Source organism: Aurantimonas sp. C2-5-R2 (genome assembly GCF_036549495.1).
Lineage (GTDB): Bacteria > Pseudomonadota > Alphaproteobacteria > Rhizobiales > Rhizobiaceae > Aurantimonas > Aurantimonas coralicida_A.
Genome location: NZ_JAZHLJ010000025.1, coordinates 23,813 through 43,620 on the forward strand (window position 1 = coordinate 23,813; position 19,808 = coordinate 43,620).

Consider the following 19,808-nt stretch of genomic DNA (forward strand, 5'->3'; position numbering starts at 1 on the left):
ACGAACGCGCGCTTATCGCTCGCCGCGCTTGTTCCAAGCCGCTGGCCGGCTATAACCCCAATGGTCAATGAGCGAGGGATGCTGGATGCAGGAAACAGGTCGGATTTTTCTGGGGAGCAGCCGTGACCCGCAGGACGCGATCAAGAAGGGCGAGTATCTCGACCTCAAGCTCGCCAATCGCCACGGCTTGGTCACCGGTGCGACCGGAACCGGCAAGACGGTGACGTTGCAGATCCTCGCTGAAGGTTTCTCGGAAGCGGGCGTGCCGGTTTTCTGTGCCGACATCAAGGGCGACCTGTCGGGCATTTCCATGCGCGGCGAGGCCAAGGACTTCCTGGTGGAGCGGGCGGAAAAAATCGGCCTGGACCCGTATTACAACGACTTCTACCCGGTGGTGTTCTGGGACATCTTCGGCGAGAAGGGTCACCCGATCCGCACCACCATCTCCGAGATGGGGCCGCTGCTGCTTTCGCGCCTGATGAACCTGTCGGACGCCCAGGAAGGCGTTCTCAACATCGCGTTCAAGATCGCCGACGAGGAGGGGCTGTTGCTGCTCGACCTCAAGGATTTGCAGGCGATGCTGGCGCATCTTTCGGAAAATGCCGGCGACATCTCCAAGCTCTACGGCAATGTCGCCAAGGCGTCGGTCGGAGCGATCCAGCGCTCGCTGCTGGTGCTCGAACAGCAAGGCGCCGAAAGCTTCTTCGGCGAGCCGGCGCTCAAGATCGCCGACCTGATGCGCACCGACCGCGACGGTCGGGGCATGGTAAACATTCTGGCCGCTGACAAGCTGATGATGAATCCGCGCCTCTATGCGACCTTCCTCTTGTGGCTGCTGTCGGAACTGTTCGAGGAGTTGCCCGAAATCGGCGACCCCGAGAAGCCGAAGCTGGTCTTCTTCTTCGACGAGGCGCATCTGCTATTCGACGACGCCCCGAAGATCCTCGTCGACCGGGTCGAGCAAGTGGTCAAGCTGATCCGCTCCAAGGGTGTCGGCGTCTATTTCGTCACCCAGAATCCGCTCGACGTGCCGGATGGCGTACTGGCCCAGCTTGGCAATCGCGTCCAGCACGCGCTGCGTGCCTATACGCCTCGCGAACAAAAGGCGGTGAAGACGGCGGCCGACACGTTCCGCCCCAATCCGGAATTCGACGCCTATGAGGCGATCACCCAGCTCGGCGTCGGCGAGGTGCTGGTGTCCACCTTGGGCGAGAAAGGCGTGCCGTCGATGGTCGAACGCACGCTGATCCGTCCGCCCTCGGCGCGTCTGGGTCCGCTCAATGACGCGGAGCGCGACGCGATCATCGCCAAGAGCCCGGTCGCGGGGCAGTATGATCAGGCGATCGACCCGGAGTCGGCCTATGAGATGCTGGTTGGCCGGGCCGAGGCCGAGCTTCGGCAGGAAGAAGAGCAACGTCGGCTCGAAGCCGAGACGGAGAAGGCGAGCCGCGAGGGTGAATCGACGCGGCGGGCGGAGGCGGCGGAAGGGCGGCGCACGCGAACCGGCTTTCAGCTTCCCGATTTCGGGCTCGGCGGTGGCGGGCGCGACGATACCCAGGAAGTCGAGGAATACGACGATGATAAAGCGCCGCGCCGGCGGTCGGCGCCGAAGCGGCGGCGTCGTTCGTCCGGCTACCAACGGCAGACGCTGACCGAAACAGTGATGAAGCAGGTAGGCCGAACCGTCGCCTCGACCGTGACGCGGGCGATCCTGCGCGGCGTGCTCGGCGGCTTCAAACGCGGTCGCTGAGCGGGCACGACTGTAGATCTCAGGCGCCGCCCGGCGCCACGTTGAGGACTCAATGACCCGGCGACCTTTCCAACGACCCGGCGACACCCCATTTTCGCCCCGGCTAACCGTTGCGAAGGAAGATCCATGAACCGGAAGTCGACGCTCGCTTCTTACATTTTGTGGCTGCTGGGCTTCGGCGCGATCTGCGGCCTGCCCGGTTCTATCTCGGACGGCCGTGGACCGGTCTCTTATGGCTTCTCACCCTGGGGCTTATGGGCATCGGCCAGCTGATCGACCTGTTCCTCATTCCCGGTATGGTGCGCGAAGAGAATCTCGAAAGCCGCGTCGACCATATGGAGCGTGAGCGCGATCGCCTGCGGTAATACCGACCTGCGACAAAGCCGATCCCGCAACAAAAAAGGGGCGAGAGAATCTCCCGCCCCTTCGAATGGAATGATCGCAGGATAGCCCGGTCAGACCATGCCGATCTGGGTGACGACCAGCGGCGAGCCGGACTTGACACGATCATAAAGATCGATCGCGTCCTGGTTCATGAAGCGGATGCAGCCCGACGAGGAATTTGTCCCGATCGTCCAGTATTCCGGCGTCCCGTGCAGACGGTAGAGCGTGTCCTTACCACCCTGGAAAATGTAGAGCGCGCGCGAGCCCAACGGATTGGCGAGACCCGGCTCCATGCCGTCCGCATATTTGGCGAGGCTCGGCTCGCGGGCGATCATCTCCCTGGGTGGCGTCCAGGTCGGCCATTTTCTCTTCCACTGGACCTTGGCCCGGCCGCTCCAGGAAAAGCCCGCCCGTCCGATGCCGACGCCGTAGCGCATCGCGCGACCACCCGGCATCACCACATATGCAAAATAATTCGCGGTATCGACGACCACTGTCCCGGGCGCTTCGCCGGTCGGATCAGCGACTTCCTGACGATAGAATTTCGGATCGACGCGCTTCAGATCGACGGCCGGAATCCGGTATCCATCGTCGACCACCGGCCCGTACATCGACACATATTTGGGTTCGATCCCGCGCTCCACGGGATAGGGTGCCACCGACACCTTGGCGCGCGGTCCGGTGGTACAGCCTGTCGCGACCGCTGCTGCGCCGAGCCCGAATCCGAGGAGCAGTTTGCGACGCGTGAAGAGGGAGTTGCCGTTATTCGTCATCTATCCAGCCTGTTTTTTTTGTCGGCCGCCACCCTACGAGAGAAAGCCGTAAATTGTTGTTACCGTGCGAACACTTTCCAAGTTGTTCGGTTCCATTTCGATCACATCCGTTTGATCGCCCCTCGGCGATAGCCGCGAACAGACCTGCGTCCGTCCAAGTGCGATTATGACCTGGCGAGCTATGATCAGACGAGATTCGGCAGGCTGCGAAGGTCCGCCAGGACGGCGTTCGGCGCCAGATCCAGATACTCGTCCGGCTCACCGCCACGGTTGATCCAGACGGTGTTGAAGCCGAATTGCGTGGCCCCCGCGATGTCCCAGCGATTGGATGACTGAAACGACACGGCATCCGGATAGAGCCGAAAGCGTGTCGTCACCAATTCGTACATGGCCGGGGCGGTCTTGTAGGCCCCGCAGTCTTCGGCCGAGAAGACCGCGTCGAACAGATCCTCGATTCCCGCCGAGCGCACCGCTCGCTTCAACATCTCGCGCGAGCCATTGGACAGAATCGCGAGGCGTGCCTCCCGCTCCTTGAGCGCTCTGAGGGTCCCGGGCACTTCCTCGAACGCGTCGAGGTCGCGATAGGCCTCGAGTAATTTTTCGCGCAGCGCCGGGTCCGCCGATGGGACCTTTTTGAAGGCGTAGTCGAGGGCGTCTTCCGTCAGCTGCCAGAAATCCCGTTCGGCACGTCCCATCAGGCCGCGGACCCAGGAATATTCGAGCTGCTTGCGGCGCCAGATCTCGGAGAGAAGCCGGCCCGATTCTCCCAGGTCACCGGCATGGCGGGAGACGGCGGCACCGGTGTCGAACAGCGTGCCATAGGCGTCGAAGACATAGACGGAATGCAATGGGGTCTCCCTGATCGTGTAAGCGGACGCTCGGGCTTTGGACGGTCATATGGGCCCGTCGCGTCAATTGGAAGCGTCGCCGTTGCCGTCGGCGATAAACCAATCGACAGCATGCCTTTTTGCATCGGATCGACAGCCTCGCGTCCGGCCTACACATCGCGCCCATGCTCAGGGCGAGCCTCAAACTCGAGCCGCCACGATTTCCCAGGGAGAGGCGCGTTTTATTCTGCCGCGCTAGACTTGGCGGTCAGCATCCAGAGCACTTCAAAGAGGAAGTCCTTTTAGGATATAGACGTCGTTCCAATCCGAGCGACCCGACAGGCGCTCAATTTCGGGCGGGGTGGCCGGAATCATGCTGTCGGTGAACCGCAGTCCGATTTCGTCGCCCCGTCGCCACGCAACAACGACTGGGCGAAAGACTCGATCGGACTGATCGTAGATCGCCAGCTGCGACGGCAGATGATTTCCTGAATAACGGCGCACGCGGAGCCCACCATCGGATATATCAACCACCATTCCATCGTCCAGAAACCTGTGACACCGCGTTACGAGTTTCACCGGTCTCAGGCGCGTGCGACGGCGACACCAGCGGCGCTGATCATGCAGATCGCGAAGAAATCTTGTCCTCATTGCCGGCCCCCGCGATGGCGCGTGCTCGATTCCTTCAAGCACGGCGAATCAATTTGCCTTTCCACGATGATTGTATGGTTCAATCGTTTCTGCTGTCGTAATGTTCTCTCCCGCATTTTCATGGATTTCGTTATCGAGCGGTTGACTCTGCTGCCAGGCCGTCGCTAGCGCAGAACGGATACTCTTTGCCCACTCCGAGGCCGCCTTGGCGGCAATCGTGTCGCCGTGCCGTCCCCGTCCGCCCAATTTGGAGCTTCGCCATGCCACAGAAAATGACTCGCACGCGGACTTTCGTCGACGGCGAGTGGCATGACGGCAACCCTGGTCTCATCGGCCCGCGCAGCCATGCGATGTGGCTCGGCAGCACCGTCTTCGATGGCGCGCGGTGGTTCGATGGCCTCGCGCCCGACCTCGATCGGCACTGCGAGCGCGTCAACCGGTCGGCCCAGGCGCTCGGCCTGAAGGCGACGGTGACACCGCAGGAAATCGTGCGCCTGACCCGCGAGGGGCTTGAAGGGTTCGATGGCAAGACCGCCGTCTATATCCGGCCGATGTACTGGGCCGAGGATGGCGGCTACATGGGCGTTCCGGCCGACCCGGAGACGACGCGCTTCTGCCTTTGCCTCTATGAAGCGCCGATGATCGCGCCCTCGGGATTTTCGCTGGGCGTCTCGCCGTTTCGCCGGCCGACGCCCGAAACCATGCCGACGCTGGCCAAGGCCGGATGTCTCTACCCCAATAACGGCCGAGCGATCATGGAGGCGAAGTCGCGCGGCTTCGACAACGCGCTGGTGCTCGACATGCTCGGCAACGTCGCGGAGACGGGAACGTCCAATCTCTTCATGGTCAAGGACGGGACCGTGTTCACGCCGGTTCCCAACGGCTGTTTCCTCGACGGGATCACAAGGCAGCGGGTGATCGGGCTGTTGCGCGAGGAGGGCAGGGAAGTGGTCGAGGCGTCGCTGACGGTGGCCCAATTCCTCGATGCCGACGAAATCTTCTCGACCGGCAACCACTCCAAGGTGGTGCCGGTGATCGGCATCGAGGGGCGCGAACTGCAGCCCGGTCCCGTCTACGAGGCGGCGCGTGAGCTGTATTTGTCCTTCGCCCGCTCGGCGGGCTGACAGGCCGCTGACGAACTGACCGGTGGCAAACGCAACCGTCGGCCCTAACTTCCCCTTCGCCGAATTTTGACGTTTCGGGCAACCCTGGCCGGGTCTGTCCGTTGCGCTCAGGACCTAACCAACCAGAAGGAGACGCATCAAATGGCATTCACCCTTCCCGAGCTTCCCTACGCCTACGACGCACTCGGCCCATACATGTCGAAGGAAACGCTCGAATATCACCACGACAAGCACCACAACGCCTATGTGACCAAGGGCAACGAGTTGGCTGAAAAGGCTGGAATGTCCGATCTGTCGCTCGAGGAGATCGTCAAGAAGTTGCACGGCAGCGACCAGGCGCTCTTCAACAATGCCGGCCAGCATTACAACCACATCCATTTCTGGAAGTGGATGAAGCCAGGCGGCGGCGGCAAGAGCCTGCCGGGCAAGCTTCAGACCGCATTCGACTCCGATCTCGGCGGCTATGACAAGTTCAAGGCCGATTTCGAGGCCGCGGGCGCCGGCCAGTTTGGTTCGGGCTGGGCCTGGGTCGCGGTCAAGAACGGCAAGCTCGAGATCATGAAGACGCCGAACGGCGAGAACCCGCTGGTGCATGGCGCCGAGCCGATCCTCGGCGTCGATGTTTGGGAGCACTCCTACTACATCGACTACCGCAACGCCCGGCCGAAATATCTCGGCGCGTTCGTCGATAATCTGATCAACTGGGACTACGTCCTGGAGCGCTACGAGGCCGTCGCCGGTTAACGCAGGTTCTCTGCCTCCTGGCCGCAATGGCGGCAGCGAGATAGATCAAGGCCCCGCAGGCGCTAAGCTTGCGGGGCCTTTTCCATGATCTGCAGCGTTGACGTTTTTGTGAGAGGGGCCGGACCAAAGTCCGATTGCGCCAGACCGCAAGTTGCTCTCAAATATTTCTTACTTGTCCGCAGACGCCGATGAACTCCCGGGGAGACGAATTCATGCAGATCAGAACTCTCGCGCTGGTCCTTGCGACGACGACAGCGGCCGCGTTCGCGTTGCCTGCGGTTGCCCAAAACGCCGAACCCATCAAGCAGCGGCAGGAGCTGATGGAAGGCAACGGCAAGGCCGCCAAGCTGTCCGGCCAGATGCTCAAAGGCGAGGCGGAATTCGATCCGACCAAGGCAGCCGAGGCATTCCAGGCTTTCCACCAGGCCGCTGAAAAGTTCGGCTCACTCTTCCCCGAGGACAGCAAGACCGGCGAGGAGACCGAGGCGGCTCCGGCGATCTGGGAAAAGCCCGAGGAATTCCAGGCCGCCGTCGCGAAATTCGAGAAGGATGCCGCGACCGCGATCGCCGCCGATCCGCAGGATATCGACGCCTTCAAGCAGAGCTTCGCCATGGTCGCAGAGAACTGCAAGGGCTGCCACGAGGACTTCCGCATCAAGAAAGAAAAATAGCGGCACGTAGCCGCAGGGGGCGCGACGCAGGACGGACACTGGCGACATGCTCAATCGCATCCTGACCACCGCCCTGGTCGGTGTCGTCCTCGGCGCCGGCGGCTTCTATCTGCTGACGATGCCCGACCCGCTTGATGCGGCGACGTTGCCGCCCGAGCAATCCGGCGACGCAGTGCGGGGCGAACGGATGTTCTGGGCCGGCGGCTGCGCGTCCTGCCATGCCCCGTCGAAGGCAAAGGCCGCTGCGAAGCTCGATCTCGGCGGCGGAGATCCGCTGAAGACGGACTTCGGGACGTTCTATGCCCCCAACATTTCTCCCCATCCGACCGACGGGGTGGGGGGCTGGAGCCTTGCCGACTTCGCCAACGCCATGCAGCGCGGCGTCGATCCGGAAGGCGAGCATCTCTACCCGGCCTTTCCCTATTCCTCTTATGTGAAGATGAAGTCCGGCGACATTGCCGATCTTTGGGCCTTCCTGAAGACCTTGCCGCCGGTCGCGGGACAGGCGCCGCCGAGCGATCTCGCCTTTCCGTTCAATATCCGCCGCGGCATCGGCCTGTGGAAGCTCTTCTTCCTCGATGATGCGGCGCCGGTCGTTGATCTAGGCGAGAACGCCTCGGACGCGGCCCGCGCCGGGCAGTATCTCGTGGAAGGCCCCGGCCATTGCGGCCAGTGCCATACACCGCGGGGCCTTGGCGGCGTCGGCGGACTGGATACGGATGCCTGGCTGACGGGCGCGCCGAACCCGGAGGGCAAGGGGCGTATTCCCGATATCACCCCGTCGAAGGACGGGATCGGGTCCTGGTCGGCGTCCGACATCGTCTATTATCTGGAAAGCGGCTTCACGCCGGATTTCGATTCCGTCGGCGGCGCGATGGTGGCGGTGCAGGAGAATATCGCGCGTTTGCCCGCGACGGATCGCGAGGCGATCGCGGCCTATCTAAAGGCCGTGCCGGCGGTTGAGAGCGCCGGCAAATAGCCGGGACAGTTCCGGCGCGCGCCTGATCGTGGGGCGGCGGCGGACTACCCGTCCTTGCCCATCAGCTTGAGCGCGAAGGCGTGGATATAGGCCACTTCCTCCAGCTTGGAGAAGCGGCCGGAGGCGCCGCCATGGCCCGAATCCATGTTGGTGCGCAGGATGACCGGATTGTCGTCGGTCTTCACCTCGCGTAGCCGCGCCACCCACTTGGCCGGCTCCCAATAGGTGACGCGCGGATCGGTGAGCCCGGCCAGTACCAGCATCGGCGGATAGGCCTGCCGCTTGACGTTATCGTAGGGGCTGTAGGACGCGATGATCTCGTAGTCCTCGCCCGACAGGATCGGATTGCCCCATTCGGGCCATTCCGGCGGCGTCAGTGGCAGCGTGTCGTCGAGCATGGTGTTGAGCACGTCGACGAAGGGCACCACGGCGATGATGCCGCCGAATTTGTCCGGCGCCATGTTGGCGACGGCGCCCATCAGCATGCCGCCGGCCGAGCCGCCATTGGCGACGATCCGCTCATGGCGGGTGTAATTTTCGGCGACGAGGTGGTCGGCGCAGGCGATGAAATCGGTGAACGTGTTGGCCTTGTTGCGCCGCCGCCCGGCATCGTACCAGGCAAAGCCCTTGTCCTTGCCGCCGCGAATATGGGCGATGGCGTAGACGAAGCCGCGATCGACCAGCGACAGCGCATTGGTGCTGAAGCTGGCGGGGATGGCGATGCCATAGGAGCCATAGCCGTAGAGCAGGCAGGGCGCGGTGCCGTCGAGCGGTGTATCCTTATGGTAGAGCAGCGAGATCGGCACCAGTTCGCCGTCCTTGGCCGGCGCGAAGATGCGCCGGGTCACGTAGTCGGCCGGGTCGTGGCCGGAGGGAACCTCCTGCGTCTTCAGCAGAGTGCGCTCGCGGGTCTCGACATCGTAGTCGAAGGTCTGGTTCGGCGTCGTCAGCGACGAATAGGTGAAACGGATGGCGTCGGTGTCGAACTCGTACGTGCCGGCCAGCCCGAGCGAATAGGCTTCCTCTTCGAAGGCGATCGCATGCTCCTCGCCGTCCGACAGCCGCTTGACGACGATCCGCGGCAGGCCGTCCCGACGTTCGAGCCAGATCAGGTGACGCTTGAGCACCATGTGGCCGAGGATGAGACGGCCATCTTCATGCGCGACGAAATCGGTCCAGTCCGAGCGCCGTGATGCGTCGGTCGGCGCCGTGACGATCTTGAAATCCCGAGCGTCGTCACAATTGGTCAGGATGTAAAGGGTGCCGTTGCCCTCGTCGACGCTGTATTCGATGCCGGTTTCGCGCGGCGCCAGCAGGCGGGGTTCGGCCGCCGCGTTGTTGGCGGGAATCAGCCAGCATTCGGAGGTTTCGTGGTCGTGAATGTCGATGACAACGAATTCGCCCGACTGGGTCTTGTCGACGCCCATGAAGAAGCCGGTGTCGGTCTCCTCGTAGATCAGCGCGTCGTCGAGCGGGTCGGTTCCCAGGCGATGGAAATAGACCCGGCTCGGACGATGGTTGGAGTCGAGGCGCGTATAGAAGAAGCCCTTCGAGCGGGCCGACCAGACCGTGCCGCCGCTGGTGTCCTCGATCCGCAGCGGCAGGTCCTCACCGGTCTCCATGTCGCGGATCGAGACGGTGTAGAATTCCGACCCCTTGTCGTCACAGGTCCAGGCGAGCCAGCGATGGTTGGTCGAGTGGCTGACGCCACCGAGCGAGAAATAGGCGCGATCGGCGGCCTCCGCCTGCCCGTCGAGAAGCACCGTCTCTTGAGCCACGGTGCCGAAGCGGGGACGCCGGATGAAGCGCGGATATTCCGCTCCGGTCTCGAAGGAAGCGCCGTAGGCCCATTCTCCGTCCGGGGCGGGCACCGACGAATCATCCTCCTTGATCCGCCCGCGCATTTCCTTGACGAGCGTTCCGCGGAGCGCCTCGGTGCCGGCCATCACTTCCTGCTGATAGGCATTCTCGGCAATGAGATGTTCGCGGATTTCGCTATCCAGGACGCTCGTATCCTTGAACACATCCTGCCAATTGTCGGCCCGCAGCCATGCGTAGTCGTCGGAGCGCTCGCGGCCATGCCGGACGTCGGTCCGGGGGCGCCGCTCGGCGAGGGGGGGAGTGGGCTTCAATTCGGCTGTGGAGGAGTTTGTCATCAGGCCTGACTTGCGGGAAGGGCTGGGAGAATCGAACGCTGGAAAAAGAGGACGACGTTTCGCGCAATAGTAGCGAAGAATGACGTAGAGGCCAAACCGCACGCGGCGTGGGTTGCCCAATGACTTGACGCACCGTGTCCCATCCGGGGCCGTCGATCCGTGGCCGGGTGGGCAGCGGCGCCAAGGGTGCGAGGTCGGCGGGCCGAATCACTGACGCCTATGCGATACCGGCAGGGTCACACTTTTCGCGTGCTGCACGGATATTTTCTGTGGCGTATGGCATACCACTATACTAGAAACGGGGTGCGGATCAGGCTTCGGGCGAACCAGTCTTGCCCACAAAGGCTGCTCTCCGTATGAGGGAGTCGGGACGGCGCGTCGCGAATGCGAGGTGGCGACAGGCGAGGGATGGAGTACGCGCCGCGGATGACGGGTATCGAGGCAACGACAGGATTTTTGGCGCTTGCCCTGCCGTTCATCGCCGCGGCTTTGGCTCCGATCCTCACCCGTCTTTTCAAGCAGCACGCCTGCTGGCCGCTGGCACTCGCCCCGGCACTCGCCTTCCTGTTCTTCCTGCAGGCGCTGCCGGCCGTCGCCGACGGCAACGTACTGCTGTTCGGGTTCGACTGGATCCCATCGTTCGACGTGCGGTTTTCCTTCCGGATCGACGGCCTGTCCTCGACCTTCGCGCTCCTGATCACCGGCATCGGCACGCTGATCGTGCTCTATTCCGGCGGTTATTTGGCCGGCCATAAGGACCAGGGCCGCTTTTTCTCATTCATCCTGATGTTCATGGGGGCGATGCTGGGGCTCGTCGTGGCCGACGATCTCATCACCCTGTTCGTCTATTGGGAACTGACGTCGATCACCTCGTTCCTGTTGATCGGCTTCGATCACCATCGCGAGGCGGCGCGGCGCGGCGCGATTCAGGCGCTGGTGATCACTGGCGGCGGCGGGCTGGCGCTGCTCGCCGGCCTGATCGTGATCCGGGAGTTGCTCGGCCTGTCCTCGATGAGTGAGGTGCTCGCCGCCGGCGACGCGTTGCGCGACAGCGCTTTCTACGTGCCGATCCTGATTCTCGTGCTCGCCGGCGCCTTCACCAAATCGGCGCAGATGCCGTTCCACGTCTGGCTGCCCAACGCCATGGAAGCCCCGACGCCGGTTTCGGCCTATCTGCATTCGGCGACGATGGTGAAGGCAGGCGTCTATCTGTTGCTGCGCTTCCATCCGGCCTTGGGCGATACCGCGCTGTGGACGACGATCCTGCCGCTATTCGGGTCGGTGACGCTGGTCGTCGGGGCGCTGCTGGCGATCCGCGCCAGCGACATCAAGATCACGCTCGCCTATACGACCGTTGCCTCGCTCGGCCTTCTGGTCATGCTGATCGGCGTCGGCACCGAGGCCGCGATCACCGGCGCGGTGCTCTATCTGATCGCCCATTCGCTGTTCAAGGGCGGCCTGTTCATGGTCGCCGGATCGATCGACCACGGGGCGCACACGCGCGAGATCGACCGTCTCGGCGGGCTCGGCCGGGCGATGCCGGTCACCTTCACTGCGGCGATGCTCTGCGCTTTGTCGATGGGCGGGATCACGCCCTTCGTCGGCTTCCTCGCCAAGGAAGAGATCTATGCGGCGCTCGAACAGGGCGACCCCTGGCACATCGCGCTGATGATCGCGGCGATCGCGGGCAACGCGCTGATGTTCGCGGCCGCCTTCGTCGTGGCGCTGAAGCCGTTCGTCGGCCGGATGCCGGAGACGATCCATCATCCTCACGAGGGGGCTCCGACGATCTGGCTCGGTCCCCTGACCCTCGGCGTCCTCGGTCTCCTCGGCGCGCTGTTCTATGGTGCCTATCACGCCAATTTCTCCAGCCCGATGGCCTCGGCCGCGCTGGGTGAGCCGGTCGCGATCGAGATCGGCTGGGTGCCGCATCTGAACCTTGCCTTCATGCTGTCGCTGCTGACCATCGCGCTCGGGATCGTGCTGTATGTTTTCGCGACGCGGCTCCGCTCCGGCCTCGCAAATCTTCTCACCGCGATCGGCTGGGGCCCGGACAAGGGGTTCGACCAAGCAATGCGGGGGCTTTTGCGCGGGGCGTTCGCGATCACTGGTTTCCTGCAATCGGGCCGCCTCGACATCTACATGACAGTGACGGTCATCCTGATCATCGCGGGGCTGTTCGGGCCGATGATCTATATGGACGCCTTTCCGGCCATGCCGGACTTCCCCACTCTGGCCTTCTACGAGTGGACCGTCCTCGGGCTCGTGATCCTCGGCATCTTTGCCGTTGTCATCGCCAAGAACCGCCTGACCGCCATCGTCTCGCTGGGCATTCAGGGCTTCGCTGTGGCGCTGATCTTCATGCTGCTCGGCGCGCCGGATCTGTCCTTCACGCAATTCATGGTCGAAACGCTGTCGGTGGTCATCCTGGCCCTGGTGATGACCCGGCTACGGCTGTCCGCGGCGGATCACCGGCCGCTGCGCGAGTCCCTGCCGGACGCCGTTCTGGCCATCGCTGGCGGGGCCGGCTTCGGCCTGTTCCTGCTGGCGGTGACCCAGCGCCCCTTCGACGCCTCGCTGTCGGATTTCTTCGAGCGCTACAGCTACACCATCGCCCACGGGCGCAACATCGTGAACGTCATCCTCGTCGACTTCCGCGGCATCGACACGATGGGCGAGATCGCCGTCGTCATGACGGCGGGCTTGGCCATCCTGGCGCTGATCCGCGTCAGGGTCGGGCGCAAGGGCGAGCGCTACCCCGATCCGACGGAGCAGACGCCATGAGGACGGTCATCTTCCGTTTCACCATCCCCTATCTGACGACCTTGATGGTGTTGTTTTCGATCTTCGTGCTGCTGCGCGGGCATAACGAGCCAGGTGGCGGCTTTATCGGCGGGCTGATCGCCGCGTCGGCCTTCGCCATCTACGGCATCGCCTGCGGCGTCGCGCCGGTCCGCCGGGCTTTGTATTTCCACCCGATGGCGATCGCGGCCAGCGGCCTGATGATGGCGGTCTTGTCCGGCGTGGCGTCACTCTTCGTCGGCGCCAAGTTCCTGACCGGCCTATGGGCGTTTCCGGCGATCCTCGGCGGCGATGTCGGCCTGTCGACGCCGCTGTTCTTCGACATCGGCGTCTATCTCGTCGTCGTCGGAGCGATCAGTTCCATCGCCCTGGCCCTCGAAGAGAGGGAGAGCGACTGATGGAAACCGCGCTCAGCTTCGTCGTCGCCTGCCTGTTCGGCACATCGCTCTATCTGCTCTTGTCGAAGCACACCATCCGCATGCTGCTCGGCGTCGTCCTGCTCGGCAACGGCGTCAATCTGTTGATCTTCACCGCCGGGCGCATCGGACCGATCGCGCCGCCGATCATCCCGGATGATCTCAAGATACCGGAAAGCGCGATCGCCAACCCGCTGCCGCAGGCGCTGATCCTGACCGCGATCGTGATCTCCTTCTCCTTCTTCTCCTTCCTGCTGGTGCTGGCCTATCGCGCCTATCAGGATCTCAATACCGACAACACCGACGAGATGCGCCTCGCCGAACCCAAGGACCAGGGGCTGCCGCCCCTCGGCTACTGACCATGGCTATCGGAAACATCGAGGTCCTCAAGGCCGAAGCCATGGTGAAGGGTGCGGTCGCGGCGTCCGACTATCTTGTTGTGCTGCCGGTCGTCACCTGCTTCATTTTCGGAGCCGGCCTCCTGATGCTGAGAAAACGCATCGACTGGCATCCGTGGCTGGCGATCCCCGGCTTCGTGCTTCTCTTCGGCATCGACGTCGCGCTCCTCGTCAAGGTCGCCGCAGAGGGGCCGCAGACGATGATGATGAGCGGCTGGAAACCGCCCTTCGGCATTGCTTTCACGGTCGATCTGATGGGCGCGCTGTTCGTCAGCGTCGCCGGTTTCGTGGCGCTCGCCTGTGCGATCTACGCCGTGGCCTCGATCAGCGCGACGGAACGGCGCTACGGCTTCTATCCGTTTTTGTTCCTGATGATGGGCGGTGTCTCAGGCGCCTTTTTGACCGGCGACATCTTCAACCTCTATGTCTGGTTCGAGGTGCTTCTGATCGGCTCGTTCGGGCTCCTGATCCTCGGCTCCGAGCACGAACAGCTCGACGGCGCGACCAAATACTGCATGCTCAATCTCGTCGGCACGACGCTGTTCCTGATCGCCACCGGCTATCTCTATGGCATCTTCGGCACGCTCAACATGGCCGATATCGCCACAAAGGCCGCCGAGATGCCGGATGATGGCGCGGTCTACACCCTCGCCGTGCTCTATCTGGTGGCGTTTTCGCTGAAGGCCGCGGCGTTTCCGCTCAATTCCTGGCTGCCCGCTTCTTACCACACGCCGCGCTTCGTGGTGTCGGCGCTGTTCGCCGGTCTTTTGACCAAGGTCGGCGTCTACGCGATGATCCGCGTGCTGCTGATGCTGTTTCCGCCGGAGCGGGCCGGCCTCGCATCGGTAATCGCCTGGATCGCGGGGTTGACCATGCTCGTCGGGGCACTCGGCGCGCTGGCGCAGACCGATCTCCGGCGGCTTCTGAACTACGTCGTCATCGCCGGCATCGGCACGATTCTCGCGGGGCTGGCGGTGCCCTCGATGACTGCTGTTTCCAGCGCTCTTTCGGTGGTCGAGCCTGCGCCGGCGGCTGCGGTGCTTCAGACCGGGCTGTCCGGCTCGATCTATTACGCCCTTCACTCGATCGTCGTCATGACCGGACTTTATCTGGCGGCCGGAACCGCGGCGTATCTGGCCGGCTCGTCATCGCTGGCGGAGATGGGCGGACTGTGGCGCCGCCACCCGCTGTTCGCCGCGTTGGTGCTGATGCTGCTGTTCGCCGTGTCCGGCCTGCCGCCCTTTTCCGGTTTCTGGCCGAAGGTCGCGCTGGTCCGCGCCACGATTACCGCCGACATGCCTTGGCTGGCGGCCACCATCCTTGTGTCCGGCTTCCTGCTGACCATCGCCAGCGCGCGTGTCTTCGCGCTGGCCTTCTGGCGACCGCTGCCGGCGATCCCGTCGGCGGTCAGCGAGAGCGAGGCCGCGCGCATCGAAGCCGAGACGTTCCATGCGCCCGGGCCGGGCAGGGCGCTGTCGCTGGTCCCGATGCTCGGGCTCATCAGCTTCGTCATCGCCGCCGGCGTCTGGCCGGAGTGGCTGGCGCGTCTGACCGACGGCGCGGCGGCGGGCGTCATCGATCCCGCGGCCTATCTCTCCTCGGTCTTCGGAGGCGGATCGTGAGGCTCTCGCTCTTCAACCTCATCCTGGCGCTGATCTGGGTCATCATCTCGGGCTCGTTCACCCTTCTCAACCTCGTTTTCGGCTTTGTTTTGGGCGCGGCGGCGCTGTATCTGATCCGCGAGCAGGTCGGCACCGTCGGCTATGTCGGCCGGGCCGGCCGCATCCTCACGCTGTTCCTGCTGTTCGTCTATGAACTGCTGATGTCCGCCTGGCGGGTGGCCGTGCTGGTGCTGACACCGAAGCCCGACCTCAAGCCCGGCATCTTCGCTTATCCGCTGAAGGTCGACCGCGACTTCGAGATCACGCTCCTGGCCAACATGATCACCCTGACGCCCGGCACCCTGTCCGTCGACGTCTCGGAGGATCGCTCCACCCTCTATGTCCACGCGATCGACTGCTCCGATCCCGAAGCCACGAAGGCGGATATCGCCGGCGGTTTCGAGCGCAAGATCCTGGAGGCGTTTCGATGAGCCTTCACGAATTCGCCCGGTGGTCTCTCGATATTTCGCTCTCTGTCGCCCTGGTGTTACTCAGTGCGGCCTTTCTGATCACCGTGACCCGGATCGTCATGGGGCCGACGCTGCCCGACCGGGTGCTCGGCCTCGACATGCTGACCAGCGTCGCAATCGGCTTCATCGCGGTCATCGGCATCGACACCGGCTTCACACTCTACATCGATATCGCGATCGCCCTCGGCCTCGTCGGCTTTCTCGCGACCGTCGCGTTGGCGCGGTTCATCATGGCGCGGGGCAAGACCGAGGAAGAGCGGGTGGAGCAGTTGCAGGCTGCCGCAAATGCAGCCAGAGCGGGCGAAAAGACATGATCGCGGACATCTCGACCATCATCGCTAGTCTCCTGATCCTTGCCGGCTCCGCTTTCGCTGCCGTTGCCGCGCTCGGCATTCTGCGTTTGCCGGATATCTACACGCGGATGCACGCCGCCTCGAAGGCGGGCTCGGTCGGCTCGGCCATGCTGCTGATCGCCCTCGCAATCACCGCGGACGAGACGCCGGTCGTGCTCAGGGCGCTCGCCGCCGTAGTGTTCTTCCTGTTGACCGCGCCAATCTCGGCCCATCTCCTGGCCAAGGCCTCCTATTCGGTGGGCTATCGGATGTGGGAGGGCTCCGTCCTCGACGAGATGCCTCCTGTCGATCCGACCTTGGGAGTCGCGAAAGCGCCACCGCCGCAAGGCCCGGTCACCAGCGTCGGCGAGAGCCAATGATGCCGCTCGGTCGCTCGACGGATGCCGCCGCGTGACGGCGCTGCTGATCGTCTTTGCGGGCCTCTTCGGCGCGGCCGGAGTGGCCGGCGCCGCCTTGGCCGCCCATGGCGGCGACACACGGCTTGTCGCCATCGCGGCGGCGATCGCGCTGGTTCACGCGCCGGCATTGCTGGCGCTGGCTGTGTTGCGGCCGATGATGCCGCACCTGTCGGCCATTGCGGGGATGCTGACCATCGCCGGAACGCTGTTGTTTTCCGGCGATCTGGCGGCGCGGGTCGTGTGGAGCGAGCGGTTGTTCGCCAATGCCGCGCCGCTCGGAGGTATGATCCTGATCGGGGCGTGGCTGGTGACGGCAATCGCTGGTATCGCTGTGGGAATGGCACGGCAGCGGTCGACGCCGCCGGCACTATGAAATCGAAATTGGAGGAATCCCCATGAATGGTTTCGATCGAGCGCTCTTTGCCCGAAAGACCGTCGTCATCACCGGTGCGGGACGCGGCATTGGCGCGGCGGCCACGCGGGCGTTTCTCGCTGCGGGCGCCGATGTCGTTGCCCATGCGGGACGCAGTCTGGAACATGCGGAAAAGGACTTGCTCGCGAATTTACCGGCAGAGGATCGCAAGCGTTTGACGCTGCTGACCGCCGATCTTGCCGACCCGGAGGGGGGCGAGCGCCTGGCTGAGGCGATCCTCGCCAAAGTCGGCGGCCGGATCGACGTTCTCGTCAACAATGCCGGCACGATGGGCGGCCGGGTGGCGGCGGGAGACGTCGACCGGGCGCAATACGATCACGTCCTCGACTTGAACGTCCGATCCGTCGTGGCGTTGACAACGAAGCTCCTTCCGGCGCTGAAGGCCGCCGAAGCTCCCGCGATCGTCAACACATCGTCGGTCGCGGCGACCATCGGCGGCAGCCCGGGCTCATCGCTCTATTCGGCCTCCAAGGCCTTCATCTCGACTTGGACACGGGCACTCGCCAAGGAACTCGCGCCGGACAACATCCGCGTCAATGCGGTTTCGCCCGGCACGATCATGACCGACTTCCATCGCCGCTATTCGACGCCGGAAAAGCTGGAGGCGACAGCCGCGACGATTCCGATGCAGCGCCTTGGCACCGCCGAGGACTGCGCGCCGGCGTATCTGTTTCTCGCCAGCCCGGAGCTGTCAGGCTACATCACCGGCCAGGTGATCGAGGTCAATGGCGGCCAGTTCATGGGCTGAGGCGGAGCGCCCGCGAGCGCTCCGCCATTTTCCTCGGCCGCCCGGCGGACGCAGCCTAGCCGCCGTGAATCGTCCGGCGGCTTGGGGGCTGGTTCAGCCGAGCGGCTTCCAGCTCTTGCCGCCGTCATTGCTGACGATCACTTCGCTCTGCTGGGTGACAGCGAACAGATTGTCGGGATTGCTCGGATCGGCGGCGAAGTGGATGAGGATACGGTTCCCGAAACGGTCGGTGATCGGCTCCCACTCGCTTGCGGATTTCGCCAGCTTGACCAGACCGGAGCCGACCACGAAGGCGTAGACGGTTCCGTCCGGGGCTGCTTTGACGAAACTCGCCGGCTGTCCGGCAGGCCCGCTCGGCTCCCAGGTCTTGGCGCCATCGCGGCTGACCATTACGCCCTGGCCGGTGGCCGCGTAGACCGTTTTCGGATCTGAGACCGACGCCGCCAAGCCATAGATGTCGGCGGGCGGTGCGCCGACCACCTCCCAGGTCTTGCCGCCATCCGCGCTTGTCTGGATCTCGCCGTAAAGGCCGTAGAGCACGTTCGGATCGGCGGGGCTGACGGTCATGGCGTGGAAGTCGACCGGCCCGTTGACGCCAGGGGAGACCTGTTCCCAGGAACTCGTGCCGTCACGCGATACGAGAAAGCCCGAATTTCCGCCTGTTTTTGGGTGACCGCTCGCGAAGAAGGTGTTCGCGTCGGAGGGATGCGAGGTGAAGCTCATATAGTCGTCTGTGTTGCTCGATACCTTCTCGGCCGTGCCGTCGGGAGAGGTAAGGAACACACCGTCGTGGGTTGCCAGGTAAAGCCGGGACGGGTCGGACAGATTCACGGCAATGCCATGGATATGTGAGACCTCGGCGATTGGCATGCTCTGGGCCTGGCTGCTCGACCAACCGGAGCCTGCCACGGCCACGGCGGCGAGAGCGCCCATGGCGAGGAATGATGTCGTACGGTTTTTCATTGGAGTTCCTATTCGAGTTGCAGGGGGATGAGGTCAGAACAGCGAACGAAACGTCGTCCACCAGGAAGGATCGGCGGGCTTGTCATGCAAATCCCGATCGTTGGTCAGTGCGTTGACGAAGCTGACGAGGTTGACCGGCTGGAAAGCCAGGCCGTGAAAATTTCCTCGCCAAACGCCGTTCTGATCGATGACGTGGGTAACGATGCCGTGGAGCTGAAGGCCATCCTCCGTCACTTTGAATTTGTGACCGAAGGCTTCCGCCAGCTTGCGAGTCTGTTCCGGTCGTTCCGGTCCACTGGTGAGAAACCGCCAGTTTGCCGGATCAAGCCCATGATCATCGCCATAGCTTCGGAGAATATCGGGCGTATCGCGGACCGGATCGGTGGTTACCGTGACGAAAGTCACGCGATCCTTCATGGGGGTGATGTTCACCATCTTCTGAACGCGAGCGATCGTCTCGGCATGAAGAGGGCAAACATCCGGGCACTGCGTATAGACGAAGTTCAGCACCACGACCTGGTTACGAAGATCCTTGAGGCGAACCGTATTTCCTGCCGCGTCCTGAAGCGAAAAGTCGGGAGCGGGCTCGTTTCTCGGCTCAAAATATTGCTCGTTCTCGCCGAGTTGCGCCTGGAGATCGTCCAATGAATGCGCGGTTGCCGCAGGCGGCACGGACATCATGACGAAAAGCCCTGCCGCCAGGGCTTGGCGAAGGATGGATCGCATCTGAGTTTCCTATGTCCGGATCAGGTCGGGCCGACGATCCGAACGGCAACGAAAATCGCGGGCCGTCGGGCGCATCGGGGCGTCGACATCGACCGCCGCGGCTGCGGCGATCGCTTCGTCTTATGCGAAGAGTTTAGGAGGGAAAGGGTCTGGCGCGGCGATGGCGTCGGGCGTCGGCCGCTCGGGCATCCAACCGGGAACTTCTTCCGCCCCCGCCGGCAGACAATCGTCAGCACAAGACAGGACGCCGACGACTAGGCACGGAGAAACGCAGACCGATTTCGCCATGTCATTCGCGCACGTGTCGCATGTATCCGGCGTCGTGGCGCCGCTCGTGACCGTCAGGGCATTGTCCGCCATGTCGCCCGGCGGCATTCCATA

The 19,808-nt window shown here is 63.6% G+C and carries 21 protein-coding genes; 15 read left to right on the forward strand and 6 right to left on the reverse strand.

The window, feature by feature from the left end:
- Nucleotides 1-85: 85 nt before the first annotated feature.
- Both VQ044_RS12685 and VQ044_RS12690 read left to right on the forward strand, forming a co-directional pair.
- Entirely contained in the window at nucleotides 86-1,750 is a 1,665-nt protein-coding gene (locus tag VQ044_RS12685) for a helicase HerA-like C-terminal domain-containing protein (RefSeq protein WP_327647582.1), read from the forward strand.
- Nucleotides 1,751-1,911: 161 nt separating this feature from the next.
- Complete coding sequence (locus VQ044_RS12690; RefSeq protein WP_327647583.1) at nucleotides 1,912-2,115, forward strand: NINE protein; 204 nt, start codon at nucleotides 1,912-1,914, stop codon at nucleotides 2,113-2,115.
- Nucleotides 2,116-2,205: 90 nt separating this feature from the next.
- Here VQ044_RS12690 and VQ044_RS12695 read toward each other — a convergent pair whose 3' ends face one another.
- From VQ044_RS12695 to VQ044_RS12705, 3 genes are all read right to left on the reverse strand, one after another.
- The gene (locus VQ044_RS12695; RefSeq protein WP_327622514.1) at nucleotides 2,206-2,907 is read right to left on the reverse strand and encodes a L,D-transpeptidase; all 702 of its coding nucleotides are present in this window, start codon (nucleotides 2,905-2,907) and stop codon (nucleotides 2,206-2,208) included.
- Nucleotides 2,908-3,092: 185 nt separating this feature from the next.
- Nucleotides 3,093-3,755 carry a haloacid dehalogenase type II gene (locus VQ044_RS12700; RefSeq protein ID WP_327647584.1) on the reverse strand — a complete coding sequence of 221 codons (663 nt, stop codon included), beginning with the start codon at nucleotides 3,753-3,755 and terminating at the stop codon, nucleotides 3,093-3,095.
- Nucleotides 3,756-4,019: 264 nt separating this feature from the next.
- Nucleotides 4,020-4,271, reverse strand: a complete 252-nt coding sequence (locus VQ044_RS12705) for a hypothetical protein (RefSeq protein WP_327622512.1) — start codon at nucleotides 4,269-4,271, stop codon at nucleotides 4,020-4,022.
- A 374-nt stretch (nucleotides 4,272-4,645) separates the two neighbouring features.
- Here VQ044_RS12705 and VQ044_RS12710 point away from each other — a divergent pair, with 374 nt between their 5' ends.
- From VQ044_RS12710 to VQ044_RS12725, 4 genes are all read left to right on the forward strand, one after another.
- Nucleotides 4,646-5,509 (forward strand): branched-chain amino acid aminotransferase, encoded by an 864-nt coding sequence (locus VQ044_RS12710; protein ID WP_327647585.1) that lies wholly within the window; start codon nucleotides 4,646-4,648, stop codon nucleotides 5,507-5,509.
- 141 nt (nucleotides 5,510-5,650) lie between these two features.
- Nucleotides 5,651-6,253, forward strand: coding sequence for a superoxide dismutase (locus tag VQ044_RS12715; protein ID WP_327647587.1), 603 nt, complete (start codon nucleotides 5,651-5,653; stop codon nucleotides 6,251-6,253).
- A 212-nt stretch (nucleotides 6,254-6,465) separates the two neighbouring features.
- Nucleotides 6,466-6,924, forward strand: coding sequence for a c-type cytochrome (locus VQ044_RS12720; protein WP_327647588.1), 459 nt, complete (start codon nucleotides 6,466-6,468; stop codon nucleotides 6,922-6,924).
- A gap of 46 nt (nucleotides 6,925-6,970) precedes the next feature.
- Nucleotides 6,971-7,903, forward strand: coding sequence for a cytochrome c (locus VQ044_RS12725; RefSeq protein WP_327647590.1), 933 nt, complete (start codon nucleotides 6,971-6,973; stop codon nucleotides 7,901-7,903).
- Nucleotides 7,904-7,947: 44 nt separating this feature from the next.
- On the opposite strand, the gene VQ044_RS12730 is transcribed toward VQ044_RS12725, so the two are convergent.
- Nucleotides 7,948-10,059 carry a S9 family peptidase gene (locus VQ044_RS12730; protein WP_327647592.1) on the reverse strand — a complete coding sequence of 704 codons (2,112 nt, stop codon included), beginning with the start codon at nucleotides 10,057-10,059 and terminating at the stop codon, nucleotides 7,948-7,950.
- Between the two features lie 426 nt (nucleotides 10,060-10,485).
- Between VQ044_RS12730 and VQ044_RS12735 the strand changes: the two genes are divergently transcribed.
- From VQ044_RS12735 to VQ044_RS12775, 9 genes are read left to right on the forward strand one after another with little or no spacing between them, the layout of a single operon-like run.
- Nucleotides 10,486-12,843, forward strand: a complete 2,358-nt coding sequence (locus VQ044_RS12735) for a putative monovalent cation/H+ antiporter subunit A (RefSeq protein WP_327647593.1) — start codon at nucleotides 10,486-10,488, stop codon at nucleotides 12,841-12,843.
- Nucleotides 12,840-13,259 carry a Na+/H+ antiporter subunit B gene (locus VQ044_RS12740; protein ID WP_206455351.1) on the forward strand — a complete coding sequence of 140 codons (420 nt, stop codon included), beginning with the start codon at nucleotides 12,840-12,842 and terminating at the stop codon, nucleotides 13,257-13,259. Before VQ044_RS12735 ends, VQ044_RS12740 begins: the two co-directional genes overlap by 4 nt.
- A complete protein-coding gene (locus VQ044_RS12745) occupies nucleotides 13,259-13,636 on the forward strand; it encodes a Na+/H+ antiporter subunit C (RefSeq protein WP_327647595.1) in 378 nt (125 codons plus the stop codon). Before VQ044_RS12740 ends, VQ044_RS12745 begins: the two co-directional genes overlap by 1 nt.
- Before the next feature lie 2 nt (nucleotides 13,637-13,638).
- Nucleotides 13,639-15,297, forward strand: a complete 1,659-nt coding sequence (locus VQ044_RS12750; protein WP_327647597.1) for a monovalent cation/H+ antiporter subunit D — start codon at nucleotides 13,639-13,641, stop codon at nucleotides 15,295-15,297.
- Nucleotides 15,294-15,767: a Na+/H+ antiporter subunit E gene (locus VQ044_RS12755; RefSeq protein ID WP_327622503.1), complete on the forward strand. Its 474-nt coding sequence runs from the start codon at nucleotides 15,294-15,296 to the stop codon at nucleotides 15,765-15,767. The genes VQ044_RS12750 and VQ044_RS12755 overlap by 4 nt, the downstream gene beginning before the upstream one ends.
- The gene (locus VQ044_RS12760; protein ID WP_327622502.1) at nucleotides 15,764-16,120 is read left to right on the forward strand and encodes a cation:proton antiporter; all 357 of its coding nucleotides are present in this window, start codon (nucleotides 15,764-15,766) and stop codon (nucleotides 16,118-16,120) included. The genes VQ044_RS12755 and VQ044_RS12760 overlap by 4 nt, the downstream gene beginning before the upstream one ends.
- Nucleotides 16,117-16,518, forward strand: a complete 402-nt coding sequence (gene mnhG / locus VQ044_RS12765) for a monovalent cation/H(+) antiporter subunit G (protein ID WP_327622501.1) — start codon at nucleotides 16,117-16,119, stop codon at nucleotides 16,516-16,518. The genes VQ044_RS12760 and mnhG overlap by 4 nt, the downstream gene beginning before the upstream one ends.
- A 31-nt stretch (nucleotides 16,519-16,549) precedes the next feature.
- Nucleotides 16,550-16,930, forward strand: coding sequence for a DUF423 domain-containing protein (locus VQ044_RS12770; protein ID WP_327622500.1), 381 nt, complete (start codon nucleotides 16,550-16,552; stop codon nucleotides 16,928-16,930).
- A gap of 22 nt (nucleotides 16,931-16,952) precedes the next feature.
- Nucleotides 16,953-17,738, forward strand: a complete 786-nt coding sequence (locus VQ044_RS12775; protein WP_327622499.1) for an SDR family NAD(P)-dependent oxidoreductase — start codon at nucleotides 16,953-16,955, stop codon at nucleotides 17,736-17,738.
- Between the two features lie 93 nt (nucleotides 17,739-17,831).
- On the opposite strand, the gene VQ044_RS12780 is transcribed toward VQ044_RS12775, so the two are convergent.
- Together VQ044_RS12780 and VQ044_RS12785 are read right to left on the reverse strand one after the other, a co-directional pair.
- A complete protein-coding gene (locus VQ044_RS12780; protein WP_327647598.1) occupies nucleotides 17,832-18,701 on the reverse strand; it encodes a F510_1955 family glycosylhydrolase in 870 nt (289 codons plus the stop codon).
- A gap of 33 nt (nucleotides 18,702-18,734) precedes the next feature.
- Nucleotides 18,735-19,382, reverse strand: coding sequence for an SCO family protein (locus VQ044_RS12785; RefSeq protein WP_327647599.1), 648 nt, complete (start codon nucleotides 19,380-19,382; stop codon nucleotides 18,735-18,737).
- Nucleotides 19,383-19,808: the final 426 nt, after the last annotated feature.